We start from the raw sequence: 23,997 nt of genomic DNA, 5'->3' as shown, positions 1-23,997 counted from the left end.
GTTTTATTTTTCGTTAATTTTGTCAGTTTATCACTTTATTTGTCGAATAGATTGAAAATTCAGCATAATACTTCATTATCTCAAAGTGCTTTGTTATGCTAAAGAGGAATCTGAATAAATACGTGAAAAAGGGAGAGGAAACTATGGGATTAGATCAACTTGAATTGCAGCAAGCAGAACAGAGCGTGAAGGATAAAACCAAACCCTATTTAACGGCACTCATCGGCTGGAGCCTGCCGGCAATCGAAGCGTGCACCAAACTGAACAGGCCATTCGTAGTCGTAGGGCCTCCGGATTTCGAAGCATACGCTGAAAAGCATGATATCGCTTTTATCGGCTGGGACTTTGATCGCTTGAACGAAGGTTCTGATCATCTATATAAACAGCTGAAGTCACTCGGTGCTGAAGTGGCCATCCCCTTATATGAAGAATGTGTGGAGTGGGCCGGGGCTTTGAATTCCCGTTTCCGCAGCGAACCACGCGTCTTCAATCGCTCTCTCCTATTAAGGGATAAAGGGATGATGAAGCGAAAAGCCCAAATAGCGGGAATCAAAGTGGGTGTATTTGAAGAGGCGCGGGATAAAGAGGATGTAAGACGCTTCTTGAAGAGGGTGAATGAAGCCCTTTTGAAAGTGGAAGGAGATAAGAACGATCCCATTCATGTCAAACCTCTTGATAAAGCAGGCTCCGTGGGCCACCGCGCCATCGAGAACCCTGAAGATATCGATGCGCTCACCGATTCTGAATTCCCGTTGTTGATGGAGAGTCATTTAGACGGTCAGGAATTCTCGTGCGAAGCGTTCATCCATAAAGGGAAAATCCAATTTTTAAATATAACGGAATATGTGCGATTGGGATATTCCAATTTCGTACCGGCTTCTCCCACTCTTGAAGAAAAACGCCCGATCATCCGTGAGGCGATTCAAAAGCTCATTGATGCGTTTGAAATTGAATATGGCGTGATCCATCCTGAATATTTCATAACATCCGATGGGACCCTTCATTTCGGTGAAGTCGCAGCAAGGGTGCCTGGTGGGCATATTTTTGATCTGATTGAACGGGCGTATGGATTTAACGCTTATCAGGCTCAGATTTTATGCGGTGACCCAAATACAACCGAAGAGGAGTTAAGAGAATTCTTCCCTTCGACAGGTGAGAAAGCGAAAGCCCATGCGGGTTGTCTAATGGTGCATCCCCATGTGAATTATGTCGAGAAGCTTGAGGTACCTGACGAACTGGAAAACCATCCTTATTTCGAGAAGCATGATATGTTCAGTCCTGCCCAGGGAAAAGTGGCTCAGCGAATCGGGTTCGGGAACCATTACGGGACGATTTTCTTTTATGGGGAAGACAGCGAAGTCATGAGGGACCTTTTAAAGGAATACGAACAATTTAATTTTTATATTTAGATCGTTCATCTTTGTGTAAACAACCTATCCGATATTCTGATCGATAAAGGAGTTTTGAAATGGCTTTTGAATTAACTTCTAAGCTGGAAGAACGATTTTTGCTGGCACTGAATGAATTGGAGAGTGCAGCTTCATTTGCGAAATCTATGTATCAAACGGACGTCTATCAGGAAGCACAGAGGTTACTGGATACGGACGAAGGGCTCGGGATTTTATACCAAAGTGCAAGCCGCTTTGAAAAAGCGGGGGTATTCCAGGACGGTCCATGGGAAAAAGCATCCAAGCTTCAACCGCCTCTTGTGGCGGGATCCCTGCAGGCGAAGGGGCTGCCTTCGATTATCGAAATACTGAGCGAACTCAGGATGCTTTCGATTGCAGAAGCCCAATATGAACATCCCGATGTCACGGCAGAGATGGCACAGGATTTCCTGAACGAAGTAATGGTGCTGAACCTGAACCTGCTTTTCCCGGAAGCGACGGAAGCGGCGCGGATTGAAGGAGGGGAGCAGAGTGAAAGGGCTACAGAGTTGTTTCACTTTCTTTCGGATAAATTGTCTTACCAAGCCCTTACGACTACGCTGATCAAAGAAATCGAACGGTTGACTGCACAGAGACCCATCATGGTGAAACGAACCGTTTCCATGATTGAGACCGCTAAGAAAATGCTTCATTCCGACCTTAGTGCAGCGGAACGACTGGTATTGGAGAAATACGTATCCGCCATTGAAGGTCCGTCCCCTTTGAGTAAAAATATTGTCCAGCCGGGTGAATATCGTAAGAAGTTAATGGAGGTTTCCCATGAAGAACTGGAGAAGGAGGCCATTTCGTTCGCCGGATCCATGCGCGAAACAGGGTTGGTCGCTCCTCAGCACGCCATTCTTCTGAGATATTTATGCAGAAAATTGCCTGAGCTTGTACCCGCCGCACTTCAGTTGAATGATAAAGGAAAAGCAAACCTTGATGAAAATACCGAGCTTGTTTTTCAACTAGTGAAAGTGGCGATCTTCCCGGCCACAAAGCAGTCTGTATACGGGCTTGCTCTCATGCTTGAACGAGGGGTTCTTTCTTATTCCCCCGTTTCACCGGGACTCAAAAGACTAATCGAACTTGATATCAGGGCAGAAGTGAGAAAGACGCTTATGAATTCGTGTAAAACGGGAGACGGCATCACCGCAAATTCCGTTCTCCTTGCAGGGGTGATCAATGTCCTCGGACAGCCTATCGGCATCGGACAGGGGCTTAACCCAACGTGTCAAACAGCGCGGGGAATCAGCCTTTGGGCGCAGCATGCTCCCGGGTATCTGCTTGAACTGATCCCGAGGGCGGCAAGAGACGGCGACATCGATATCATGTTTGAAGGGACACCTGTTCATTCTAAGGACTTGAGCGGAGGATTGGCACCTGAACTTCATCAGGAACTTGATCCCGTTTCACTGGTTCTCGTTCCTCACCTTGACCGGATTTATAGTGAAATGATGAGAAGGGTTTCCCTTAGAGGCGAAGATGGACATCGCTGGGTGAATCCGGAGTTTTATGGTGACTGGGTCCAAAAAGGATTCAGCACGGTGATCGATCCATTGACAGGGCTCATATCTGATTATCCTGGTTTTGTCAGACTGTTTTATGCCACCCATCATCCGGAATACAATGATGATTACGGATTGATCTATCCGAATCCGGTAGGGATTTTCATCACGAATGTCCACGGGAAGCTCCTTGGATTCCACGCCGTATCCATTCTCCGGATCACACAGGATCCGAAGGGTGAGTATCGGATTTATTTCTATAATCCGAACAACGACGGTTCGCAGAATTGGGGCCAGGGAATCGAACCTTCCGTTATGGAAAACGGCGAATTGGAGGGAGAATGCTCCCTTCCGTTCCATGAGTTCGTCTCCCGGCTCTATGCCTTCCACTACAATCCGTATGAGCAGGGTGATGCATTTGCGGTGGAGAATGAAATAGTCGACGAAATCAAGGTCCTTGCCAGGGAAAGCTGGGGAAAGGATTATACATGGGTTTAACATGATGAAAGGCGCCTGAGCGACTGTCGTTGCTCAGGCGCCTTTTATAGTGGAATGATTCTCATGCCACTAGCCATACTAAATAGTGGAGGTGGTACAAATGAGTAACGACAAGAAATCGGAAGATGTGCTTATGGACACCCCATTAAATCCTGAATTCACCATGAATGACCGGCGACGCAATCCGTGCCAGGTCTACGTTCCAGGAGAATCCTTGGAAGAACATCATGCGGTGGAAGAAGGAAATGGCGTCATTGCTGAGAAAGTCATCGGTCAAGCAAATGAGAATGGATAGGAGGGGGCGGATATGAAAGAATATCCCGTAGCGGATTTGTCTGAAGATGCCTTGAATAAAGTGAAAAGTATGGAAAGTGAACTTTGTCAGCAATCTGCCGAAGACATCGTTTTGATTGCTTATAAGAATACGGATAGAAGCCGGGAAGGGGCAAGTTAAGATGGATAAAGGAAATAAAGATATGCCGGACTTCAACGAGTTGAATGACCGTGTCATTGCCGAAGAACCAAAAGGTCCATTTTTCGCCATCAAAACAAATCTGGATACACAAGGTGTAAAAGATAATCCTTATGCGGCAGAAAAAGCGAGTCCTGAGCAAGAGGAGAGATTACAGCAGTTTTTTGAGGATGAGGAGTTATAGGGGTAACCGAAAGGCGTTAATCACCAAACGTTGATTAACGCCTTTGCAGTTGGAACCGGCCACTGGCTATAGTGAGAAGACATTAGTGGTTACATAAGGATTTTATACGGAAATGCATTATACTTAAGAAAGATCACCCATATAGAGAGGGGGAAATAATGTGTCTAAAGTAGCCTTAATCGCAGGGGCGACCGGCCTGGTCGGTTCCTACCTGGTTGATATACTCCTAAAGAGTCCAGAATACACAAAGGTGATTTCTTTTGTGAGAAGGGATAGCGGGGTGAAGCATGAGAAGCTCGATGAACGGATTATTTCATTTGATGGGATGAAGCTTCTGCCCCATGAGGAAATTGATGATGTGTTTTGCTGCCTCGGAACCACTATTAAGAAAGCCAAGACGAAACACGCTTTTAAAAAAGTGGACTACGAGTATCCCGTTCAACTTGGGAAGCTTGGGAAAGCGCATGGAGCAAAGCAATATCTCGTGATCTCCTCGATTGGTGCAAGTCCGGAATCACCGTTTTTTTATAGTAAGGTCAAAGGGAATTTGGAGAAGGAATTGAAAGAACTTCTTTATCCTTCCCTTCACATATTCAGGCCATCCCTTTTACTGGGGGAGAGGCAGGAATTCCGATTTGGTGAAAAAGCCGGGGAAATCTTTTCTAGAGCCGTACGCCCTGTCATGGTAGGCAGGTTGAAACGATACAGAAGCATACAGGGTAAACAGGTGGCCTATGGCATGTACCGGGCGGCGGTAGGGACGTTCAATCAAGAAGTGATCATACATGAATCGGAGCAGATCCAGGAGCTTTAGTGAATAGGGGAAAATGATGAAAGACCCGCGTCGGAAGCGGGTCTTTCATTATTGTATTTGATAAAAATGCCTCAAAGCATTCATAAGGTGCTTCATGGAAGAATCTTCAGCCAGATTCACAAGCATTCCTTTAATGACGACGGGGCGGGTTTCGTCTTTTTGTATTTCTTCTCTAATAACTTCAAGGGAAATCCGGATATTCTCTTCCTCAGATACCTCCAGAGCATCCTGGATCATGTGAATGAGTGTCGACTCATTGATTCTGGTAGAAGAGGTAAAGTCCTTAACCAGGTCATCCAATTTTTCAAAGGATAGCACCGGTTTGTCTCCACTTTTGAGCAAACCATCCACAAGGTCATCGGTTCGTTTCAATATAAAATGGGATAGGTATGAAAAGTCCAGATCAATTTTATCCAGCATCACCAGTTCTAAATAAGAATGGAAAAAACCTTGAATCATCATGGTAATGTCCCAGAAGTAGGGCTCGATCTTTTTTCCATATATCCCGAATAATCTTCTTCGGTAATACCGGTGAGTGTTCATCTTCATCTCGCTTAAGAGATCATGGATTTCATCATTGAACGGCATGGCGTTCTCCCTGATCTGCATGATGATGAACTCTTTATGTTTACAGATTTCAATCAGCTGACATTCTAATTGCTTTTGGAATTTATCGTATGGTGATAAAACCTCGTTCTCGATCTCGTTCACTTTATTCGTGATCATGGTGAAGTAGTAATTCATGATAGCTAGCAGCAGGGCTTCCTTTGATTTGAAATATAAATAGAAGGCACCCTTCGATATATCACATTCATTCACGATTTCCTGCACGGAGGTAGCGTTGAACCCTTTCGTGGCAAAAAGCTTAATGGATGTTTCAATGATTAATTTTTCTTTTTCCTTCATGCTTTCCTCTCCTTGGTAAACTCCTTACGTATATTATGACCGATTGGTCACAAAAAATAAACCTTTTGTTTTGTAAGTATATTGACTTATGACTGTATGGTCAGTTATATTAGATTGTGTTATGACTAGTCGGTCAGATTAAGAGAGAAGGGATGAATACAACGTGAACAGTATTATTAATTTCGTACTTAAGAATAAGTTTGCTGTTTGGCTGATGACGATCATCGTCATTGTGGCAGGCTTATATTCAGGATTTAATATGAAGCTTGAAACCCTGCCGAACATCAATACCCCGATTGTCAGTGTGACAACCGTGTATCCTGGCGCTACGCCGGAAGATGTCGCAGCCGAGGTTTCAGAACCAATTGAAAAACGCTTGAAGAATTTAGATGGGGTAAATGTCGTCAGCTCTACCTCTTACCAGAATGCTTCAGCCGTTCAGATAGAATACAAGTTTTCAAAAGATATGGATGAAGCCAAGACCGAAGTGGAAGAAGCTCTTTCCGATCTTCCTTTTCCGGATGGAGTCAATGAGCCGGAAGTTTCAAGACTCAACTTTAACGCCTTTCCGGTCATCGCTCTCAGTGTAGCGAATGAAGACCAATCGTTGGCACAATTGACCTCTACAGTAGAAGATACGATTGTTCCGGAACTCGAGGGAGTGGAAGGGGTAGCTTCTGTACAGGCTTCAGGACAGCAGGTACAAGAGGCTCGGCTTGTCTTTGATGAGGGTAAGCTTGCTAAGTACGGGCTAACAGAAGAAACGGTTAAAAATATGATCAAAGGCTCGGACGTGACGGCCCCATTAGGATTGTACACGTTCAAAGATAGCCAGAAATCCGTCGTGGTCGACGGAAACATCACGACGATTGAAGATTTGAAAGAAATGAAGATTCCTGTGACTCCAAGCACTGATGGAGCCTCGGCACAAGGGCAGCAACAGCCTTCTGCACAGGGGCAAACGCCACAAGCACCTCCTGCTGGAGCAGCACCTGAAGGCATGAAGATCCCAACCATTCAACTTTCAGATATTGCTGATATTGAACTGGTTGGTAAAGCAGAATCCATTTCAAGAACAAACGGAAAAGAATCCATCGGACTTCAGGTGGTGAAAACGGCAGACGCCAATACGGTGGATGTTGTCAATGCCGTAAAAGATAAAGTCAAAACGTTTGAAAAAGACATTGATGGTGTAGAAATCATTTCTACCTTTGACCAGGGTGAACCGATCGAAGAATCTGTCAGCACCATGCTGAATAAAGCCTTATTCGGTGCCGTATTCGCGGTCATCATCATCCTCCTGTTCTTACGGGATATCAAGTCGACACTCATTTCAGTCGTATCAATTCCATTATCTTTATTAATTGCGATTTTACTATTAAAACAGATGGACATTACATTGAATATCATGACCCTTGGGGCGATGACGGTGGCCATAGGTCGTGTCATTGATGATTCAATTGTTGTAGTGGAGAATATCTATCGAAGAATGTCCTTGAAAGGTGAAATGCTGAAAGGAAAAGACCTGATCCGTGAAGCAACCAAAGAAATGTTCGTTCCGATTGCGTCTTCTACAATTGTCACGATTGCCGTTTTCCTTCCGTTAGGATTGGTTCAGGGAATGATCGGGGAACTATTCCTTCCATTTGCCTTAACGATTGTGTTTGCTCTACTGGCTTCCCTTCTTGTAGCCGTTACGATCGTACCGATGCTTGCTCACTCCATGTTTAAAAAGGGCGTAGGCAAGAAACATGTAGAGAAGAAAAGCCGTTTAGCGAACTGGTATAAAGGCGTATTGAATTGGACGCTGAACCATAAGATCATTACCTCGATTCTTGCCATCGCCATGTTGGCCGGAAGCTTGTTCCTGGTTCCATTGATTGGAGTCAGTTTCCTTCCATCAGATGAAGAGAAAATGATCATGGCGACGTATAAACCGGATCCTGGTCAGACAGAAGAGGATGTTCAAAGCATTGCTCAGGATGCAGAGGAGTATTTCCAAGGCCGTAAAGGGGCTGAAACCATTCAGTACTCTGTCGGCGGTGAAAACCCGATGAGTCCGGGAAGCAACAATAATGCCATCTTCTATGTTCAATATAAAGGCGATACAGAGAATTTCTCTGAAGAAAAAGAAAAGGTCATCAAAGACCTGCAAAAAGCAACTGATAAAGGGGAATGGGCTTCACAGGACTTCTCTGCAAGTGCCGGCAGCAATGAAATTGTCGTGTACGTATACGGGGAAACCCTGAAAGACATCGAACCTGTTGTCAACGATATCCAAGGCATGATGGAAGACAAGAAGGACTTCAAAAAAGTCGGATCAAGCATTTCCGAATCCTATGATGAGTACTCGTTCATCGCAGATCAGGAGAAGCTGAGCGAACTTGGCCTCTCAGCAGGTCAAATCGCCATGGAGCTTGGTCAGACACGTCAGCGCCCGGTTCTCACGACCATTGAAAAAGATGGCGAAGAAGTAAATGTCTATCTGGATGTCGAGAAAGAAAAATATGAAAGCATCAGCGACTTAACGGATAAGACCATCCAGTCACCACTGGGTATGGAAGTTCCAATTAAAGACGTTGTTAAAGTCCAGGAAGGTAAAACGTCCGATACTGTTTCACGACGGGACGGAAAAGTCTTTGCTCAGGTGAGTGGAGAACTGAAAACCGACGATGTCTCGAAGGCATCCCAGGATATCCAGAAAGAAATCGATAAAATGGATGTCCCATCCGGTATCGACGTGAACATGGGCGGGGTAACGGAAGACATCAAAGAATCCTTTACACAATTAGGATTAGCGATGCTTGCAGCCATTGCGATTGTTTACCTGATCCTTGTCATCACATTCGGCGGCGGTCTTGCACCATTCGCCATCCTGTTCTCACTGCCATTCACGATTATCGGAGCATTGGTAGCGTTATTGATTGCAGGGGAAACGATCAGTATCTCCTCTATGATCGGAGCACTTATGCTGATCGGTATCGTCGTCACCAATGCGATCGTTTTAGTCGATCGTGTGATTCATAAAGAAAACGAAGGTCTATCCACACGTGAAGCCTTGCTAGAAGCCGGTTCCACCCGACTTCGTCCGATCCTTATGACGGCCATTGCCACAATCGGAGCACTGTTCCCACTGGCACTCGGTCTTGAAGGAAGCGGATTGATCTCGAAAGGTCTCGGGGTAACCGTTATCGGCGGATTGACCAGCTCGACGCTCTTAACGCTTGTCATCGTGCCGATCGTGTACGAAATCCTGATGAAAATCAAAGGGAAGATCGGTGGACGTAAACGTAAAGTAGTGAAAGAATAGTTTGAGAAGAAAGCAGTCCGTTAGGGGGGCTGCTTTCTTTGTATGTCATTAATAAAAAAAGCCAAGAAATTATTAAAGTTTTCTAAAAATAGTATTGATTCCATCAAAAGTCTGGACTATAATAACAATTAACGAAAGCGCTTTCGATGAAGAGGAGACAGTAATGGTTACAATCTATGACTTAGCAAAACGCACTGGGTTCTCCAGTACGACCGTTTCAAAGGCTCTTAACAATTATACTGATGTGAGTCAAAAGACGAAGCAAAAAATCCTCGATGCAGCGGCTGAAATGGGTTATTTACCCAATGCCCATGCCCAGTCCCTTTCAACGAAGAAATCCTGGACGATCGGTGTCATGTTTGCAGAGGACAACGAGGTCGGATTGAAACATCCTTTCTTCAGCGCCCTTATTGAAAGTTTCCGCAAGTATGTGGAACGGGAAGGGTATGATTTGATTTTCGCATCAAGGAATCTGCGAAATAGGGATACCAGTTACCTGGAGCATTTCTTATATCGTGCAGTGGATGGAATCGTCGTGATCTGCTCAGATCCACACGACCCGCAGGTGCAGGATATGATCAATAGTCACCTGCCGATTGTCGTAATCGACATGAGCAATCAGAACTGCTCTGTTGTTTATTCCGATAATATTGAGGGTGGCAGATTGGCCGTCAAATATCTGCATTCGCTGGGCCATACCAGAATCGCTCATATTTCAGGAGATCCGTCGATTGATGCGGGAGCACAGCGGATCAAAGGCTTCACGAAGGGCATGGAAGAACAGGAACTGGCCATTCAAGAAGGCTACCTTGTCAATGGCGGTATGTTCTCGATTGAAGAAGGAAAAGCCGCAATGGAAAAGCTTCTCGCAATGGAAACAGTCCCAACAGCAGTCTTCGTTGCAGGTGATCACATGGCCATCGGTGCCATGGAAGCCATCAAAGAGAAGGGATTAAGGATTCCAGAGGATCTCTCCATCATCGGGTATGATGATATCGAAATGGCTTCCTATCTCACACCGAAGCTGACCACGGTCAGACAGGATACGGACCGGATCGGTGCTTGTGCGGGGCAACTCCTGATGAAACAGATCATCCAGAAGAAGAAGTTGTTAACTACAGAAGTCATCCCGGTGGAACTCATTATCAGGGAATCTTGTACAATGGTAAAAAAAGAAAAAAAGAAATAATCTTATATTTTTTCAGGAATTTCGAAACCGGTTTCGAAATTTTTAATTGAAGAAAACCGAAACCGCTTTCGTTTCTATAGTAATAAATGAAAAAGGGGGATTAAAATGAAGAAGATTTTGGCAGTATTCATGACGGTTGTACTGGTTGCAGGGGTGCTTTCGGCCTGTTCGGGAGATTCCAAGTCGTCGGGTAGCTCAAAAGATAAAGACGTAGATTTAAAGGTATGGTCCTTCACGGATGAATTGAAGAAACCGATCACAAAGTTTGAAGAGAAAAATGGTGTAAAAGTAGAATTGACGATCGTTCCGATTGCCGATTATCCGACGAAATTAAAGCCTGTTCTAGAAAGCGGAGTTGGGGCACCTGATGTCTTCACAGGAGAAATCGCGTTCCTTAAGCAATGGGTGGACGCTGGCTACTGGGAAAACTTATCAGAGAAACCATACAACGTTGATGAAATCAAAGATAAATATGTACCTTATGTATTTGACTTAGGTAAAGATAAAGACGGAAATGTAAGGGCTTTATCATGGCAGACGACTCCTGGTGGAATCTTCTACAGAAGAAGCATTGCGAAAGAAGTGCTTGGTACTGATGATCCAACAGAAGTAGGTAACATGATGAACTCGATGGACAATGTGTTCAAAGTGGCTGAAAAGATGAAAGAAAAAGGGTTCAGCATGTTCCCGGATGAAGGTTCAATCCGCTGGTTCTCTCAAGGAGATAATCCACAGCCTTGGGTAAACGATAAGAATGAACTTCAACTGACAGATGAAAAGATCGAATATATGGAATCTGCAAAGAAACTTCGTGAAAACAATTATACAGCTCTTGCTGCAGAATGGTCTCCATCATGGTTCGAAGCGATGGATAAGCCGATCAAAATGAAAGAAAACGGTAAAGAAAAAGAAACGCAAGTATTCTCTTATGTTCTTCCGACTTGGGGACTTCACAGTGTTCTGAAAACGAATGTAAAGGAAACAACTGGTGACTGGGCCGTTACAAGTGGACCAAGCCCGTACTTCTGGGGTGGAACATGGTTAGGGGTTTACAACAAATCAGAAAACAAAGAACTAGCCTATGACTTTGTGAAAATGATGACTCAGGATGACGAATTCCTGACAGATTGGGCGAAAGAAACGGGCGATGTCCTTGCCTACAATCCTGTAACAAATGCAATCAAGGACGATTTCAGCAGTGAATTCCTTGGCGGACAGAACAACTATCAATTCTTCCTAGAGCAGGCGAAAGAGATCGAGCCTGGTATCGTAACAAAATACGATCAACAGCTTGATACGTTCTATGGAAATGCCGTTCAACAATATGTGGACGGAAAGAAATCCAAAGACGATGCGATTAAAGAATTCTATAAAAAGGTTCAAAATGCGTATCCAGATATAAAAGTACCAAAAAACTAAAAGAGTAAAAATTCATTGGCAGGCGGCGTGGCTTCATGTCGTCTGCCGATCATCTATTAAACAACTAGGGGGGCTGGGGAATGAAGAAAGTAGATCGATATGGTTATCTATTTATTGCCCCGTTTTGGATCATCTTTTTAATATTCAGTATTTATCCTGTTGCTCTTACATTCTATTACAGCTTTACGAACTATTCAGGAAGCGGGACAGCGGAAGTCATCGGTCTTGCCAACTATACCCGTTTACTCACGGACAGCTATTTTGTAGAAGCCTTTTTTAACACGTGGAAAATATGGGGAATCAACTTTGTCCTGCAAATTGGTCTTGCCCTTGTACTCGCATTAATCTTCTCTGATATGAGAATGAAGTTGAAAGGTTTGGCATTTTTCAGATCGATCTTTTATTTACCTAATTTAATCACCATCAGTTCGGTCGCTCTGCTGTTTGGTATCCTGCTGGACTGGCAGCACGGATCATTAAATATGATTCTATTAAATATAGGTCTTATATCAGAACCGATTAATTGGCTGAACGAGCCTGCGACTGCACAACTTTCCGTTTCCCTGATCCTTACGTGGATGTGGTTCGGACACTCGTTCATCGTCGTCATGGCGGGTGTTTCGGGAATCTCGAAGGACTACTATGAGGCTGCCTTGATCGACGGGGCAAACAGATGGCAGACGTTCACGAAAATCACGATTCCATTATTAAAACCGATCTTACTTTATATCATGATCACATCCCTGATCGGAGGGCTTCAATTATTTGATCTGCCAATGCTTCTGACAGACGGTATCGGTTCTCCTGATGGATCACTGAATACGATGGTATTGTATCTGTACAATCAGGCATTCAAGTTCAATAACTATGGATATGCTTCAGCTGTCGCATATGGATTGTTCGTCATTACCTTGATCTTCTCGGCGATTGTCTTCAAAGGGATGTATGGTAATGAACGCAAACAAGCAAGGAAGGTGTAAAGCATGTTGGGAAAAACAGCCGTTGGAAAAGATGTACCGACTCCCAAGGTAGAGAAGCCGATGCCCGAACTTCTGCCACATGAGTCCAAACTGAAGACCAGAAATACCATTGTGAAGAGCATCATCTACATCGTACTTGTGTTGATGACGATTGTCTGCTTCATTCCATTCCTTATGATGCTTGTAAATGCGACAAGATCAAATGAAGCGATTCTTTCAGGGTTCACCTTGATACCGGGGAGTTCTATAGTTGAAAACTACACGACGATGATGGAGTACGTAAACATCTGGTCTGGGTTCAAGAATAGTCTGATCATCTCAGTCTTTACGACTTTGTTATCAGGATATTTCTCAGCATTGACTGCTTATGGATTTGCCTTTTACACATTCAAGGGGAAAAATTCCCTGTTCGTCTTCATGCTTGTGATGATGATGGTTCCAGGACAATTGGGACTGATCGGCTTCTACGAACTGAGTAAGAATCTGGGGATCCTCGATTCCTTCATTCCACTGATCGTTCCGGCCATCGCAAGTCCGTTCGTCGTATTTTTCTTAAGACAATACATCCAGACGACGCTTCATCCAAGTTTAATCGAAGCTGCCCGCATCGATGGGGCAAGTGAATTCAAGATTTTCCATACGGTGGCGATTCCGATCATGATGCCGGCAGTTGCGACAATGTCGATCTTCACGTACATCGGATCATGGAATAACTACATCATGCCGCTCGTCATCCTGTTCTCACCTGAGAAATATACGCTACCTGTATTGATGGGATTCTTGAAGGGATCTCAAGTAGCGCAAAATTTAGGTTCAATGTACTTAGGAATCGCGATTTCAGTCGTACCAATCATGATTGCCTTCCTATTCCTGTCTAAATATATCGTCAACAGCATTTCAGCAGGATCAATCAAAGAATAGAGGAGAGAATGACCTATGAAATTTGATCAAACATTTACGTTTGGAACCGCCACATCATCGTATCAAATCGAAGGTGCACATAATGAAGGAGGCAGAACTCCATCCATCTGGGATATGTTCTGTGACATTCCAGGGAAAGTATATAAGCAGCATAATGGTAATGTCGCTTGTGATCACTATCACCGATTCGAAGAAGACATCCAGCATATCAAGCGTCTTGGTGTAGACACCTATCGTTTTTCCATTGCCTGGCCACGTATCTTTCCTGAGAAGGGGAAGTACAATCAGGAAGGGATGGACTTTTATAAAAAATTGGCGGCAAGACTTCAAGAAGAAGGAATCAAGCCTGCTGTGACACTGTATCACTGGGATCTTCCGATGTGGGCCCATGAAGAAGGAGGATGGGTCAACCGTGAATCTGTAGAATGGTTCATGGACTACGCAAGAGCTTGCTTCACGGAACTTGATGGGGTCGTTGATTCATGGATCACCCATAATGAACCTTGGTGTGCAGGGTTCCTTGGCTACCATCAAGGGGTCCATGCACCGGGTCATACCAATCTGGATGAAGCAGTGAAAGCGGCCCACCATATGCTTCTCTCTCACGGAAAAGCGGTTGAACTGCTGAAGAAAGAATTCAAATCTGAAACCGACATCGGCATCACGTTGAACCTGTCACCGGTGTATCCAAAAACGGATTCAGTGAATGATCTTCTTGCTGCGAACAACGCGGACGGATATTCGAATCGCTGGTTCCTTGATCCCGTATTCAAGGGTGAATATCCAAAAGATATGATGAATTTATTCTCAAAATATGTCCATTCTTATGACTTTATAAAAGAAGGGGATATGGAACTGATTTCAACGGAATGTGATTTCTTCGGGATCAACTATTACAGCCGCGGGATCGTCGAGTTCAGTGCCGCCAATGATTTCATGCATAAGGGAGCTTATTCCGATTATGAAAAAACAGGCATGGGCTGGGACATCGCGCCGAATGAATTCAAGGACCTCATCCGTCGCCTGAGACAAGATTATACGGATCTGCCAATCTATATCACGGAAAACGGAGCGGCCTATGACGATGTTCTTGAAAATGGAAGAGTACATGATCACGAACGCGTCAACTACTTGAATCTGCATCTTCAAGCGGTTTCCGACCTCAATGAAGAAGGCATGAACATTCAAGGATATTATCTATGGTCATTGATGGATAACTTCGAGTGGAGCTTCGGGTATGATAAGCGTTTCGGCATCCTCTATATCGACTTCGATACGCAGGAGCGGATCTGGAAAGACAGTGCGTTCCGCTATGCTGAAGTCATACGGGATCATAAACAGAAGCATGGTCTTCATACCAATGCTGAGGAAGTAACGCAATGAATATGAAGGTGATTTTGACAGCCAAAGAAACAGGAGATCGGTTCTCTGAAAAAGAACCGGTTTCTTTTTCTGGAGGGCGTGCTTCTACTCACATCCAACTCGATCCGGAGCGCAAATATCAGGAAATGCTGGGATTTGGCGGGGCATTCACCGAAGCGGCGGCTCACAGCCTTTCCCTCATCAGCCCGGAAAAAAGGAAAGAGATCATCCACCGCTATTTCGATCCGGCAGAAGGACTTGGTTACCGCTTCGGCCGGACCCACATCAACAGCTGTGACTTTTCATTAGGGAACTATACGTATGTGGAAGATGGAGATACTTCGTTAGAGAGCTTCTCCATCGATCGGGAGAAGAAGCTTGTGATACCTCTTATCCAGGAAGCAAAGGAAGTGGCTGGAGGGGACCTTTCCATCGTCGCTTCACCGTGGAGTCCTCCTTCATGGATGAAAACGAACGGTGAAATGAACAACGGAGGAAAACTATTGCCCGAGTTTCAATCCATATGGGCAGACTACTACTCGAAGTACATAGAGGCGATGGAGGAAGAGGGGATCGGGATCTGGGGATTGACGATCCAGAATGAACCCGAAGCGAAGCAGGTGTGGGATTCATGCCTGTACACGGGAGAAGAAGAACGGGACTTCATAAAAAATCATCTAGGTCCGTCCCTCGAGAAACATGGCCATGGGGATGTGAAGGTCATCATCTGGGATCATAATCGTGATGTGATCCATGAACGTGCCAAGGCCGTCCTTTCGGATTCCGAAGCGGCTAAGTATGTGTGGGGAACTGGTGTCCACTGGTACGTTTCAGAGGAGTTTGAAAATCTCTCTAAAGTGCATCATGACTTCCCTGATAAGCATTTGATCTTTACAGAAGGATGCATCGAAGGCGGGGTCAGACCCGGCGCCTGGGATACTGGTGAACGCTATGGCCGTAATATCATCGGTGATTTGAACAATTATCTTGAAGCGTGGATCGATTGGAATATGGTATTGAACGAAGAAGGCGGACCGAATCATGTCGGGAATTACTGCGATGCACCGGTGATCGTCGACACTGTGAATGACGAGGTCCGGTACAACAGCTCGTACTATTACATCGGGCATTTCAGCAAATATACCAAAGAGGGAGCAAGACGTATCGGATGTCAAATTTCCAATGAGGCTGTCTCGGCAACTTCCTTTGAAAATCCAGACGGGGAGATCGTCGTTATTGTGATGAATGCGAATGACCGGGAGGAAGAGATTTCCCTTGCATGCGGTGAGGGGATTTTCACTACGACTCTTCCATTGCATTCGATTGCCACTTTTATGATCCGCTAGTTGGAAAGCAGTCCTTTTGGGGGCTGCTTTTTCTTATTAGGAATGAAAATAAAGACGAGAACTATGACCCATCCACACCCCGCCTCATATTCCCCGGACAACCATCATAGAATAGACCATCTTACATAAAGGCAGGGTACAAGCGTATGAGTCTGTTTTTAAGGGGTACATTGGTGTTGGTGGTGACGGCATTCTTAGGGGAATGTCTGGAGTTTGTAATTAATATGATCCTGGCCCGTGAGCTTGGGGAAGCAGGGCTTGGCACATACATGTCGATTCTGCCGTCGGTGTTCCTGATCGTCATTTTATCGAGCATGGAATTGCCTATCAGCCTTTCCAAATTCTTTGCAGAAAAGGAGGAAAGATACCATAGGGGAATGCTACACTATGCTTTCAGGTTTGCAGTGGTCACGACATGCATTCTGTTATTGATCATGGTGATGGTGTATGCTTGGACTCCTCTATTTCAAGGGTATCACCCGGGGATTCGCTGGCTCGTCCTGATTGTGATCCCGATTGTGGCCTTCACTTCGATTACAAGAGGATATTTCATGGGGATTCAGCGGATGGGGAAAATTGCGGCAGCGAATTTTCTTCGTAAAGGAATCCAGTTATTTTTATTAGTGTCAATCTATCAATTTTTATCCTTTGGCATCGATACATCCATCTTCATTGCCCTTGGGACATTAATTGCCAGTGAAGTGGTGGTTTTTGTCTATTTGATTCATGCTTACGTTCTTGAAATTAAGGGTAAAAGAAAGAACAGCCATTCTACACTTTCAACAGGTGAGATGAGAAAGTCAGTGCTATCTGTATCGATTCCGACGACGGTCCTTCGCATCTTTCATGCACTGACCCATGCCATCCAGCCTTTTCTGATTAAATGGGCCCTTGTCCTTTCGGGGATGGGGGCAGTGGATGCGAATGAACATTTCGGGATGCTGGCGGGAATTGCCCTCACCATCGGGTTCTTTCCTTCGTTCATTGCATTTTCGATGCTGATCGTTTTGATCCCGACCGTTTCGGAAAAAGTTTCATCGAAGGATTTTGATGGGATCCTGACCCATCTTAAGCAAGTGATGTGGCTTACATTGGGCTACGGTGTACCGGCCGTGTTTATTTACTATACTCTCGGGGACTACATAACAGAGACGTTTTTTCATTCTGTTTCCTCCGCCTATTATTTAAAGCTGCTCTGGCCGTACTTCCTGTTTCATTTTTTGGTATTTCCACTCCAGGCCTTTTTGATCGGGCTGGGACTGGTGAAGGATGCCCTCCTTCATACCATATGGTCCAGTGTCTTTTCGTTTTCACTCATATACCTGCTTGGTTCCCGTTTTGGAATGGAAGGCGTCATTCTGGGTATGAATGCAGGAGCCGTCTTGATTACCATGCTCCACTACGTGACCATCTGCAGGGAACTGGAAACGACTCTTTGGTTAAAATCAGCCATAAAAATGTAAACTATACAAAACAAATGTGCTACCGCGAGGCATTTGTTTTGCAATAGGAGGGACGGACCTTATATTCTATTTGTAATCTGTAACATCTACATACCATTTTTTTGTTATGATGGCTGATTTCATAACCTCCAAAGGAGAAATCTATGATCGATTCTATTTTATTCAACATCATGTTAGTCGGAGTACTGGGAATCGCTTCCCAATGGGTTGCCTGGAGATTCAGGCTGCCGGCCATCGTCATCATGTCGATAGTCGGGTTGCTCGTTGGTCCGATTTTCGGCCTTATCAATCCTAAAGACGATTTTGGGGAAGTGTTTAAACCCATCATCTCGATGGCGGTCGCCATCATCCTTTTTGAGGGAAGCTTGAATCTTGATTTCCGCGAAGTGAGGGGACTCGGGAAACCGGTCTTCAGGATCGTGACGTTCGGGGCCCTCCTTGCCTGGATCCTGGGTTCACTTGGAGCCCATTATGTTGCAGGATTATCATGGGCTGTTGCCTTCGTGATCGGCGGATTATTCATCGTTACGGGTCCTACGGTCATCCTGCCTTTACTCAGGCAGGCGAAGCTTAAGCCGAGACCTGCAGCAATCCTGAAGTGGGAAGGGATCGTCGTCGACCCATTCGGCGCATTGATTGCGGTATTTGCCTTTGAAATCATCAACTTCTTGATAAGTAAAGATGTAACCGCACTTACTTTATTACTATTCTTTGCCGCTTCCCTGTTTGCCGTCGTATTCGGATGGGCACTCGGGAAGTTCACCGGCTTTATCTTTGAAAATGGACATGTTCCGGAATTCCTTAAGTCACCTGTTGTGTTTGCACTCGTCCTTGCCTGTTTCACGATATCAGATCACATCACACATGAAACCGGCCTCCTTGCTGTAACGGCCATGGGGATGACGCTTGCAAATATGCATATCTCATCCATAGACGATATGCGTCACTTTAAGGAAAATATTTCGGTGCTGCTCATATCGACCATATTCGTGATGTTGACGGCATCCTTAACCGTCGATACCCTATTCCAGATCTTCAATTGGAACATCATAGCATTCGTCCTGCTCATGCTATTCATCGTACGACCGCTTTCCATCTGGCTGTCTACGATCGGGACGGACCTCTCCGTTAGGGAAAAAATCCTTGTCGGATGGATCGCACCGAGGGGGATCGTCGCCTTAACCGTTTCGAGTTATTTTGCCTCAGTACTATTGGACAAGGGCTTTGAGGATGCGAAAATCTTGACGTCCCTCACATTTGCCCTGGTGTTCTCTACGGTGTGCGCCCATGGCTTTTCGATTAAATGGCTGGCCAAGAAGCTTGACCTTGCCATCAGTGACCAGCCAGGTGTCGTCATTGTAGGGGGAAGTAAATTCAGTACTGAATTTGCCAAAACCCTTCAGGATATGAAGATTCCCGTCCTGATTACGGATTCATCCTGGCAGCGGTTGTTTTCGGTGAGGAAAGCAGGAATCCCATTTTATAGAGGAGAGATCCTGTCAGAACAAACCGAGTATTATCTGGACATGACTCCTTATGAGTATATGATTGCGGCGACGGAGCTTGATTCCTATAATGCCCTTGTATGTACCACATTCGTGCCTGAGGTCGGCAGGAATAACCTGTTCCAGCTAAGCCTCAGAAGTAAGAATGATGATGATCTTGAGGACATGGTCCATACGATTGGAGGACGTATCCTCTTCCAAAATCATGTCACGTGGGAAGAGCTGAATAAACGTGTCGAACGAGGGGACGTCTTCAGGAAAACGAATATTACGGAGAAATATACCTTTGAAGAGTATCTGAAAGAACGGGATGAAAATACCCTTTTACTGTTTGCTCATAAACCAACGGGCAGAATTGAGTTCTTTACAGAAGGTTCTTCGCCGAAGATCGAGCAGGGAGATGTCATTGTCAGCCTGACTCAGCCATGTAAAGAGCTGAACAAGATCCAGGAAAAGCTGACCGTTCAGCGGGAAACGAAAGCAAAGGAAGACAAAAAGAAAGCAGATAAACCGAAAGAAAGCGCCGATTGAGTCGGCGCTTTCTTTTACTTTTTACCGGTATACTGCTCTCCAAGCATCTGCTTCACCTGATTGTAAGTGAGGCCTGAATTGGCGTTCTGACGTTTCACCTCATCAATATCTGTCCCGGTCTTTGTTACCTTTTTGTTTGGCTGATTCATACTGACACCCCCTGCACTTAATGTCAGTCAGATGAGACCATTCTATGCAAGAATAAAGGTCCGTCCCTCTGATTGAGGGACGGACCTTAGGATCATTTACGTGTTCGCTTGTATACAAGGTCAAAGATCAGGATGATGACGGCAAGGGCATAGGCGGTGTAGGAATAGGTGGAGTGCTCTGCCATATTCTTCACGCCGATCCCGATAAATGCCCATACAAATACGAGTGGGTAAAGGAGATCATGCTGCGAGATACGGAACCAGAAGGCAAGGACAGTCGGGACAATCAATCCGAGATAAGCCCAGACGAGCTCGGATATCCCAAATCCGTTCCAGCCGATATCCGTTAAATAATAGGTGATATTCACAATCGTCGCAATCGAAATCCATCCTAAGTAGATCGAAAAAGGGGCGGAATCCAACAGGGACGGGCCTGTGCTTTTAATACGCTTATAAAGCGCAATCAAAGTGATTAATAGTCCCAGCATAATAAAGACGGAAACAAGGAAGTAGTTATAATGCCAAGCCAGGATCCAAGCTGAGTTCAACAGGCAGCTCAGTACGAATAATCCGCTTTCCTGATAAAGCGGGAGTTCCCGTCTTGCTTTAGGGAATTGACGGATGATCCAGATGGCGAGCAGAAGGTAAATGAGGCTCCATATGGAAAAAACATAGCCTGCAGGAGTGATCATGATATCAAGCCGGTCACTGATTTCGCTCGTGGATTGATTGTTCAAAGGCAGTGTGACAGCCAGCGTATTCATGACGATCACCAATGCGAAGGCTAATATATTTAAAATCAACTTCATCATGTATCCCCCTTGAAAAATTATAGTGATGCAGGAAAGGATTCCTTTCGAGACCCGTTGTTTGCTATATACTATTCCACTTTTATCCGTTTAAAAACCAAATGAAGAGAGTTTAGGTAAAAGGAATTGTAAAAGATCAGGAAGGATTTAGAGGTTTTATCGAGAATTAAAAATAGGATAGAGACAATTCACATATTAAATTAGGGGGACATTATGGACCATACAACTCATACATATTCAACGGTTTGGAATTTAGATGTTTTTTTTAAAGGAGGAAGTGAATCACAGGAATTCAGGAATCATCTCGATACATTGGAAAAGAAGAAAAATGACTTCGCAGAGAATGCACTTGCCTTCCATCCGCCTCAATCGGCGAACGATGCGGAGCTAGTATGGAAGCTCATTGATGAAGCGAAGGACGTGATGTTGTATTTGCGCCAGGCCGGTGCTTTTGTCAGCTGTCTGGAAGCTCAGAACATGCATGATCGGAAGGCAGACTCCCTTCGAAGCGAGGTCACAACTCTGAGTGCGGATTTTTCATCGACTTTCACAAAATTCCAGCAGCAGCTTTCAGATTGCAGTGAAGAAGTGTGGGAAGAACTGCTGAAGCACGAAAAATTAAATGAAATCACGTTTGTGCTGAATGAGTGGAGACAAAAAGCGAAGGACAAGCTTTCAAGCAGTGAAGAATCCTTGATTCAGGCTTTGGCCGTCGACGGATATCACGGCTGGGGGCAGATGTATGACACGATCGTCGGGGCAATGGCCATCACCCACGACGGAAAAAGTCTGTCGGTGGGACAGGCCAATAATCTACTTTCAAGCCCCGATGAGAAAACCCGTAAAGAGGTTTTCGACAAATTGGAGGATGCATGGAAACAGAATGAAGAGCTCTTTGCCCGGACCCTCAATCATCTTGGCGGCTTCCGCTTGAATGTGTATAAAAAGCGGGGCTGGGACGAGTTGATGAAGGAGCCCCTTGAGTACAACCGGATGAAGCAGGAAACCTTGGATGCCATGTGGGGGGCCATCAGCAAAAACAAAAAGCCTTTCGTCCAGTATCTGGAGCGGAAAGCGAAATTGATCGGCAAGGACAAACTGGACTGGTATGACCTGGACGCTCCCGTGGCAGAATCGACGAGTACGATGTCATACGATGAAGGAGCGACATTCATTCTGAAACAGTTCGCCCGTTTTGGAAGTGAAATGGCACAGTTTGCGGAAAAAGCCTTTGAGGATGAGTGGATCGAAGCAGAGGACCGTTCAGGAAAACGTCCCGGAGGCTTCTGTACATCGTTCCCGTTAAGTGATCAGTCGCGGATCTTCATGACATACTCAGGCTCGATGTCGAATGTTTCGACGCTCGCCCATGAACTAGGCCATGCGTTTCATTCCTATGCGTTAAAGCCAATGCACACATTGAACCGTAATTACGCCATGAATGTCGCAGAAACGGCCTCGACTTTTGCCGAAATGATTGTGGCGGATGCAGCCGTAAAGGAAGCGGAAACGAAGGAAGAAAAGATTGCCCTTGTGGAAGATAAACTTCAGAGGAGCGTCGCGTTCTTCATGAACATCCATGCCCGCTTCTTATTCGAAACCCGTTTCTATGAAGCGCGCAAAAAAGGGATCGTGTCTGTCGATACGTTGAACGACCTGATGGTGGAAGCCCAGAAGGAAGCATTCGCCGATTCACTGGGAGAGGTCCACCCGCGTTTCTGGGCATCGAAGCTTCATTTCTATATCACAGGAGTGCCGTTCTATAACTTCCCGTATACATTCGGCTATCTGTTCTCACTGAGCATTTACGCGAAGGCACTGGAGTCCGGCGAAAGCTATGAAGAGAAATACATGGCCCTGCTTCGTGACACAGCCGTCATGAACGTGGAAGACCTTGCCATGAAGCATCTTGGTGAGGACATCACCAAAGAAGCCTTCTGGCAAAAAGGAATCAACCTCTGCATCGCCGATGTAGAAGAATTCATCGAACTCACAAAGTAAATAAGCATTTGAGGTCCGTCCCTTGTATTGAGGGACGGACCTTTTTAATGTTCAGTCCTGCCCCTCCTAAGCCTCAAGTCTGATACGAAAATAAAGCTCCGGCTCGTTATGGGAAATCCGGAAAATAGGTAGGATAGAGACATGAAGAAGAAAGGAGGCAACAACATATGAAGAAAGTTGGATTGCTTTTAGCCGGAGGAATTGCAGCGATCGTACTGCTGGCCAATTTAGGACCGATTGTGGGGCTTGCGATCTCTTTATTGATCATGTACTACAGCTTTAAAGGTTTCGTCAAGACAGACTCCACAGGGAAGAAAATCCTCTGGGCGCTGATCGGTCTTGCCGCATTCAGTGCAACCGTATCGAACTTCCCGGCGATCATCGGGCTCGTTGCTCTGTATGTTCTGTATGTAATCTATAAGAACTGGAAGAAAGAAGAAGTCATCGTGGAAGAGTCATCATCAGATCCCTTCACGAACTTCGAAAGAGAATGGTCTCAATTAAAAAACTAAAGGAGAGATGTAACAATGGCAAATTTATTTCAACGATTGAAGAATACCGTCATGTCAGACCTTCACGAAGCAATCGATAAAAAGGAAAAGAAAAACCCGATTGCCGTCCTGAATCATTACTTAAGACAATGTGAGCAGGAAGTGGAAAAGGTAAGGAAGCTTGTAGAAAGGCAGTATCTATTAAAAGAAGAGTTCCAAAAAGAGTACCAACAGGCTTCCGTTTTAGCCGACAAACGCAAGTATCAGGCAGAGGTAGCGTCCAAAGCAAGTGAAGAAGGTTTGTATGAATTTGCCCTGCAAGAACAAAAATACTATGAAGAACGTGCCGTGCGGATCCAGGAATCCAAGCTGCAAGCGACAAAAGAGCTTGAAGAGCTTGAGCGTAAATATGAAGAAATGAAGCACAAGCTAAAGGATATGTACATCAAGAGGATGGAGCTGATGGGCAGGGAAAACATTGCCCGCGCCCATCATAAGATGAATTCGGTCCTTGAGTCATCATCAGGTTACCATAATGAGGCTTTCTCTAAGTTTGGAGAAATTGAAACATACTTAGATCAACTGGAGCATGGTGTGAATTCTTCCTATTACCGGAACACGATTGACGCAAAGATCGCCAAATTGGAAAAAGAAATGAAAACTGAGGAAACAGAAGCCATTCCATCCTGAAACATGGTATTCTAAATGAAGA

General features: G+C 45.1%; 21 protein-coding genes. 18 read left to right on the top strand and 3 right to left on the bottom strand.

The features are described 5' to 3' along the window. Positions 1 to 143 precede the first annotated feature (143 nt). The 6 genes from ATG71_RS01880 (at position 144) to ATG71_RS01860 (ending at position 4,903) form a co-directional block, all read left to right on the top strand. Positions 144 to 1,409, top strand: a complete 1,266-nt coding sequence (locus ATG71_RS01880) for an ATP-grasp domain-containing protein (protein WP_060671478.1) — start codon at positions 144 to 146, stop codon at positions 1,407 to 1,409. Between the two features lie 59 nt (positions 1,410 to 1,468). Beyond that, the gene (locus ATG71_RS01875; protein WP_098438240.1) at positions 1,469 to 3,433 is read left to right on the top strand and encodes a hypothetical protein; all 1,965 of its coding nucleotides are present in this window, start codon (positions 1,469 to 1,471) and stop codon (positions 3,431 to 3,433) included. Positions 3,434 to 3,533: 100 nt separating this feature from the next. After that, the gene (locus ATG71_RS01870) at positions 3,534 to 3,728 is read left to right on the top strand and encodes a hypothetical protein (protein WP_098438237.1); all 195 of its coding nucleotides are present in this window, start codon (positions 3,534 to 3,536) and stop codon (positions 3,726 to 3,728) included. A gap of 12 nt (positions 3,729 to 3,740) precedes the next feature. Then, positions 3,741 to 3,887 carry a hypothetical protein gene (locus ATG71_RS23235; RefSeq protein WP_179886429.1) on the top strand — a complete coding sequence of 49 codons (147 nt, stop codon included), beginning with the start codon at positions 3,741 to 3,743 and terminating at the stop codon, positions 3,885 to 3,887. A gap of 1 nt (position 3,888) precedes the next feature. Beyond that, positions 3,889 to 4,089 carry a hypothetical protein gene (locus tag ATG71_RS01865; protein ID WP_098438235.1) on the top strand — a complete coding sequence of 67 codons (201 nt, stop codon included), beginning with the start codon at positions 3,889 to 3,891 and terminating at the stop codon, positions 4,087 to 4,089. Positions 4,090 to 4,249: 160 nt separating this feature from the next. Further along, a complete protein-coding gene (locus ATG71_RS01860; RefSeq protein WP_098438232.1) occupies positions 4,250 to 4,903 on the top strand; it encodes an NAD-dependent epimerase/dehydratase family protein in 654 nt (217 codons plus the stop codon). Positions 4,904 to 4,951: 48 nt separating this feature from the next. Here ATG71_RS01860 and ATG71_RS01855 read toward each other — a convergent pair whose 3' ends face one another. Further along, on the bottom strand, positions 4,952 to 5,809 hold the full coding sequence (locus ATG71_RS01855) for a TetR/AcrR family transcriptional regulator (protein ID WP_098438230.1): 858 nt from the start codon (positions 5,807 to 5,809) through the stop codon (positions 4,952 to 4,954). 163 nt (positions 5,810 to 5,972) lie between these two features. On the opposite strand from ATG71_RS01855, the gene ATG71_RS01850 reads away from it, so the two are divergent. From ATG71_RS01850 to ATG71_RS01810, 9 genes are all read left to right on the top strand, one after another. Further along, positions 5,973 to 9,119: an efflux RND transporter permease subunit gene (locus ATG71_RS01850; RefSeq protein WP_098438227.1), complete on the top strand. Its 3,147-nt coding sequence runs from the start codon at positions 5,973 to 5,975 to the stop codon at positions 9,117 to 9,119. A gap of 163 nt (positions 9,120 to 9,282) precedes the next feature. Then, complete coding sequence (locus ATG71_RS01845) at positions 9,283 to 10,308, top strand: LacI family DNA-binding transcriptional regulator (protein WP_098438224.1); 1,026 nt, start codon at positions 9,283 to 9,285, stop codon at positions 10,306 to 10,308. A gap of 105 nt (positions 10,309 to 10,413) precedes the next feature. After that, a complete protein-coding gene (locus ATG71_RS01840; protein ID WP_098438221.1) occupies positions 10,414 to 11,727 on the top strand; it encodes an ABC transporter substrate-binding protein in 1,314 nt (437 codons plus the stop codon). 80 nt (positions 11,728 to 11,807) lie between these two features. Further along, positions 11,808 to 12,707 (top strand): carbohydrate ABC transporter permease, encoded by a 900-nt coding sequence (locus ATG71_RS01835; RefSeq protein ID WP_098438219.1) that lies wholly within the window; start codon positions 11,808 to 11,810, stop codon positions 12,705 to 12,707. 144 nt (positions 12,708 to 12,851) lie between these two features. After that, positions 12,852 to 13,628 (top strand): carbohydrate ABC transporter permease, encoded by a 777-nt coding sequence (locus ATG71_RS01830; protein WP_483295327.1) that lies wholly within the window; start codon positions 12,852 to 12,854, stop codon positions 13,626 to 13,628. A gap of 15 nt (positions 13,629 to 13,643) precedes the next feature. Further along, the gene (locus tag ATG71_RS01825; protein ID WP_098438217.1) at positions 13,644 to 15,011 is read left to right on the top strand and encodes a GH1 family beta-glucosidase; all 1,368 of its coding nucleotides are present in this window, start codon (positions 13,644 to 13,646) and stop codon (positions 15,009 to 15,011) included. Beyond that, complete coding sequence (locus ATG71_RS01820; protein WP_098438214.1) at positions 15,008 to 16,336, top strand: glycoside hydrolase family 30 protein; 1,329 nt, start codon at positions 15,008 to 15,010, stop codon at positions 16,334 to 16,336. The genes ATG71_RS01825 and ATG71_RS01820 overlap by 4 nt, the downstream gene beginning before the upstream one ends. Positions 16,337 to 16,482: 146 nt before the next feature. Next, positions 16,483 to 17,799 carry an oligosaccharide flippase family protein gene (locus ATG71_RS01815; protein WP_098438212.1) on the top strand — a complete coding sequence of 439 codons (1,317 nt, stop codon included), beginning with the start codon at positions 16,483 to 16,485 and terminating at the stop codon, positions 17,797 to 17,799. 143 nt (positions 17,800 to 17,942) lie between these two features. Beyond that, positions 17,943 to 19,835 (top strand): cation:proton antiporter, encoded by a 1,893-nt coding sequence (locus ATG71_RS01810; RefSeq protein ID WP_179886428.1) that lies wholly within the window; start codon positions 17,943 to 17,945, stop codon positions 19,833 to 19,835. Between the two features lie 14 nt (positions 19,836 to 19,849). Here ATG71_RS01810 and ATG71_RS23615 read toward each other — a convergent pair whose 3' ends face one another. Beyond that, entirely contained in the window at positions 19,850 to 19,984 is a 135-nt protein-coding gene (locus ATG71_RS23615) for a hypothetical protein (protein ID WP_098438209.1), read from the bottom strand. 92 nt (positions 19,985 to 20,076) lie between these two features. After that, on the bottom strand, positions 20,077 to 20,796 hold the full coding sequence (locus ATG71_RS01800) for a TspO/MBR family protein (protein ID WP_098438206.1): 720 nt from the start codon (positions 20,794 to 20,796) through the stop codon (positions 20,077 to 20,079). A gap of 210 nt (positions 20,797 to 21,006) precedes the next feature. On the opposite strand from ATG71_RS01800, the gene ATG71_RS01795 reads away from it, so the two are divergent. From ATG71_RS01795 to ATG71_RS01785, 3 genes are all read left to right on the top strand, one after another. After that, the gene (locus tag ATG71_RS01795; protein ID WP_098438203.1) at positions 21,007 to 22,794 is read left to right on the top strand and encodes a M3 family oligoendopeptidase; all 1,788 of its coding nucleotides are present in this window, start codon (positions 21,007 to 21,009) and stop codon (positions 22,792 to 22,794) included. Positions 22,795 to 22,961: 167 nt separating this feature from the next. Further along, complete coding sequence (locus ATG71_RS01790; protein WP_034761136.1) at positions 22,962 to 23,306, top strand: lmo0954 family membrane protein; 345 nt, start codon at positions 22,962 to 22,964, stop codon at positions 23,304 to 23,306. Between the two features lie 15 nt (positions 23,307 to 23,321). After that, the gene (locus ATG71_RS01785) at positions 23,322 to 23,975 is read left to right on the top strand and encodes a PspA/IM30 family protein (RefSeq protein WP_098438200.1); all 654 of its coding nucleotides are present in this window, start codon (positions 23,322 to 23,324) and stop codon (positions 23,973 to 23,975) included. Positions 23,976 to 23,997: the final 22 nt, after the last annotated feature.

The sequence above is a fragment of the Bacillus sp. es.034 genome, assembly GCF_002563655.1.
GTDB lineage: Bacteria > Bacillota > Bacilli > Bacillales > Bacillaceae_B > Rossellomorea.
Note: the sequence above shows the minus strand (reverse complement) of the source record. Positions and strands in the feature narration are given on the sequence as shown.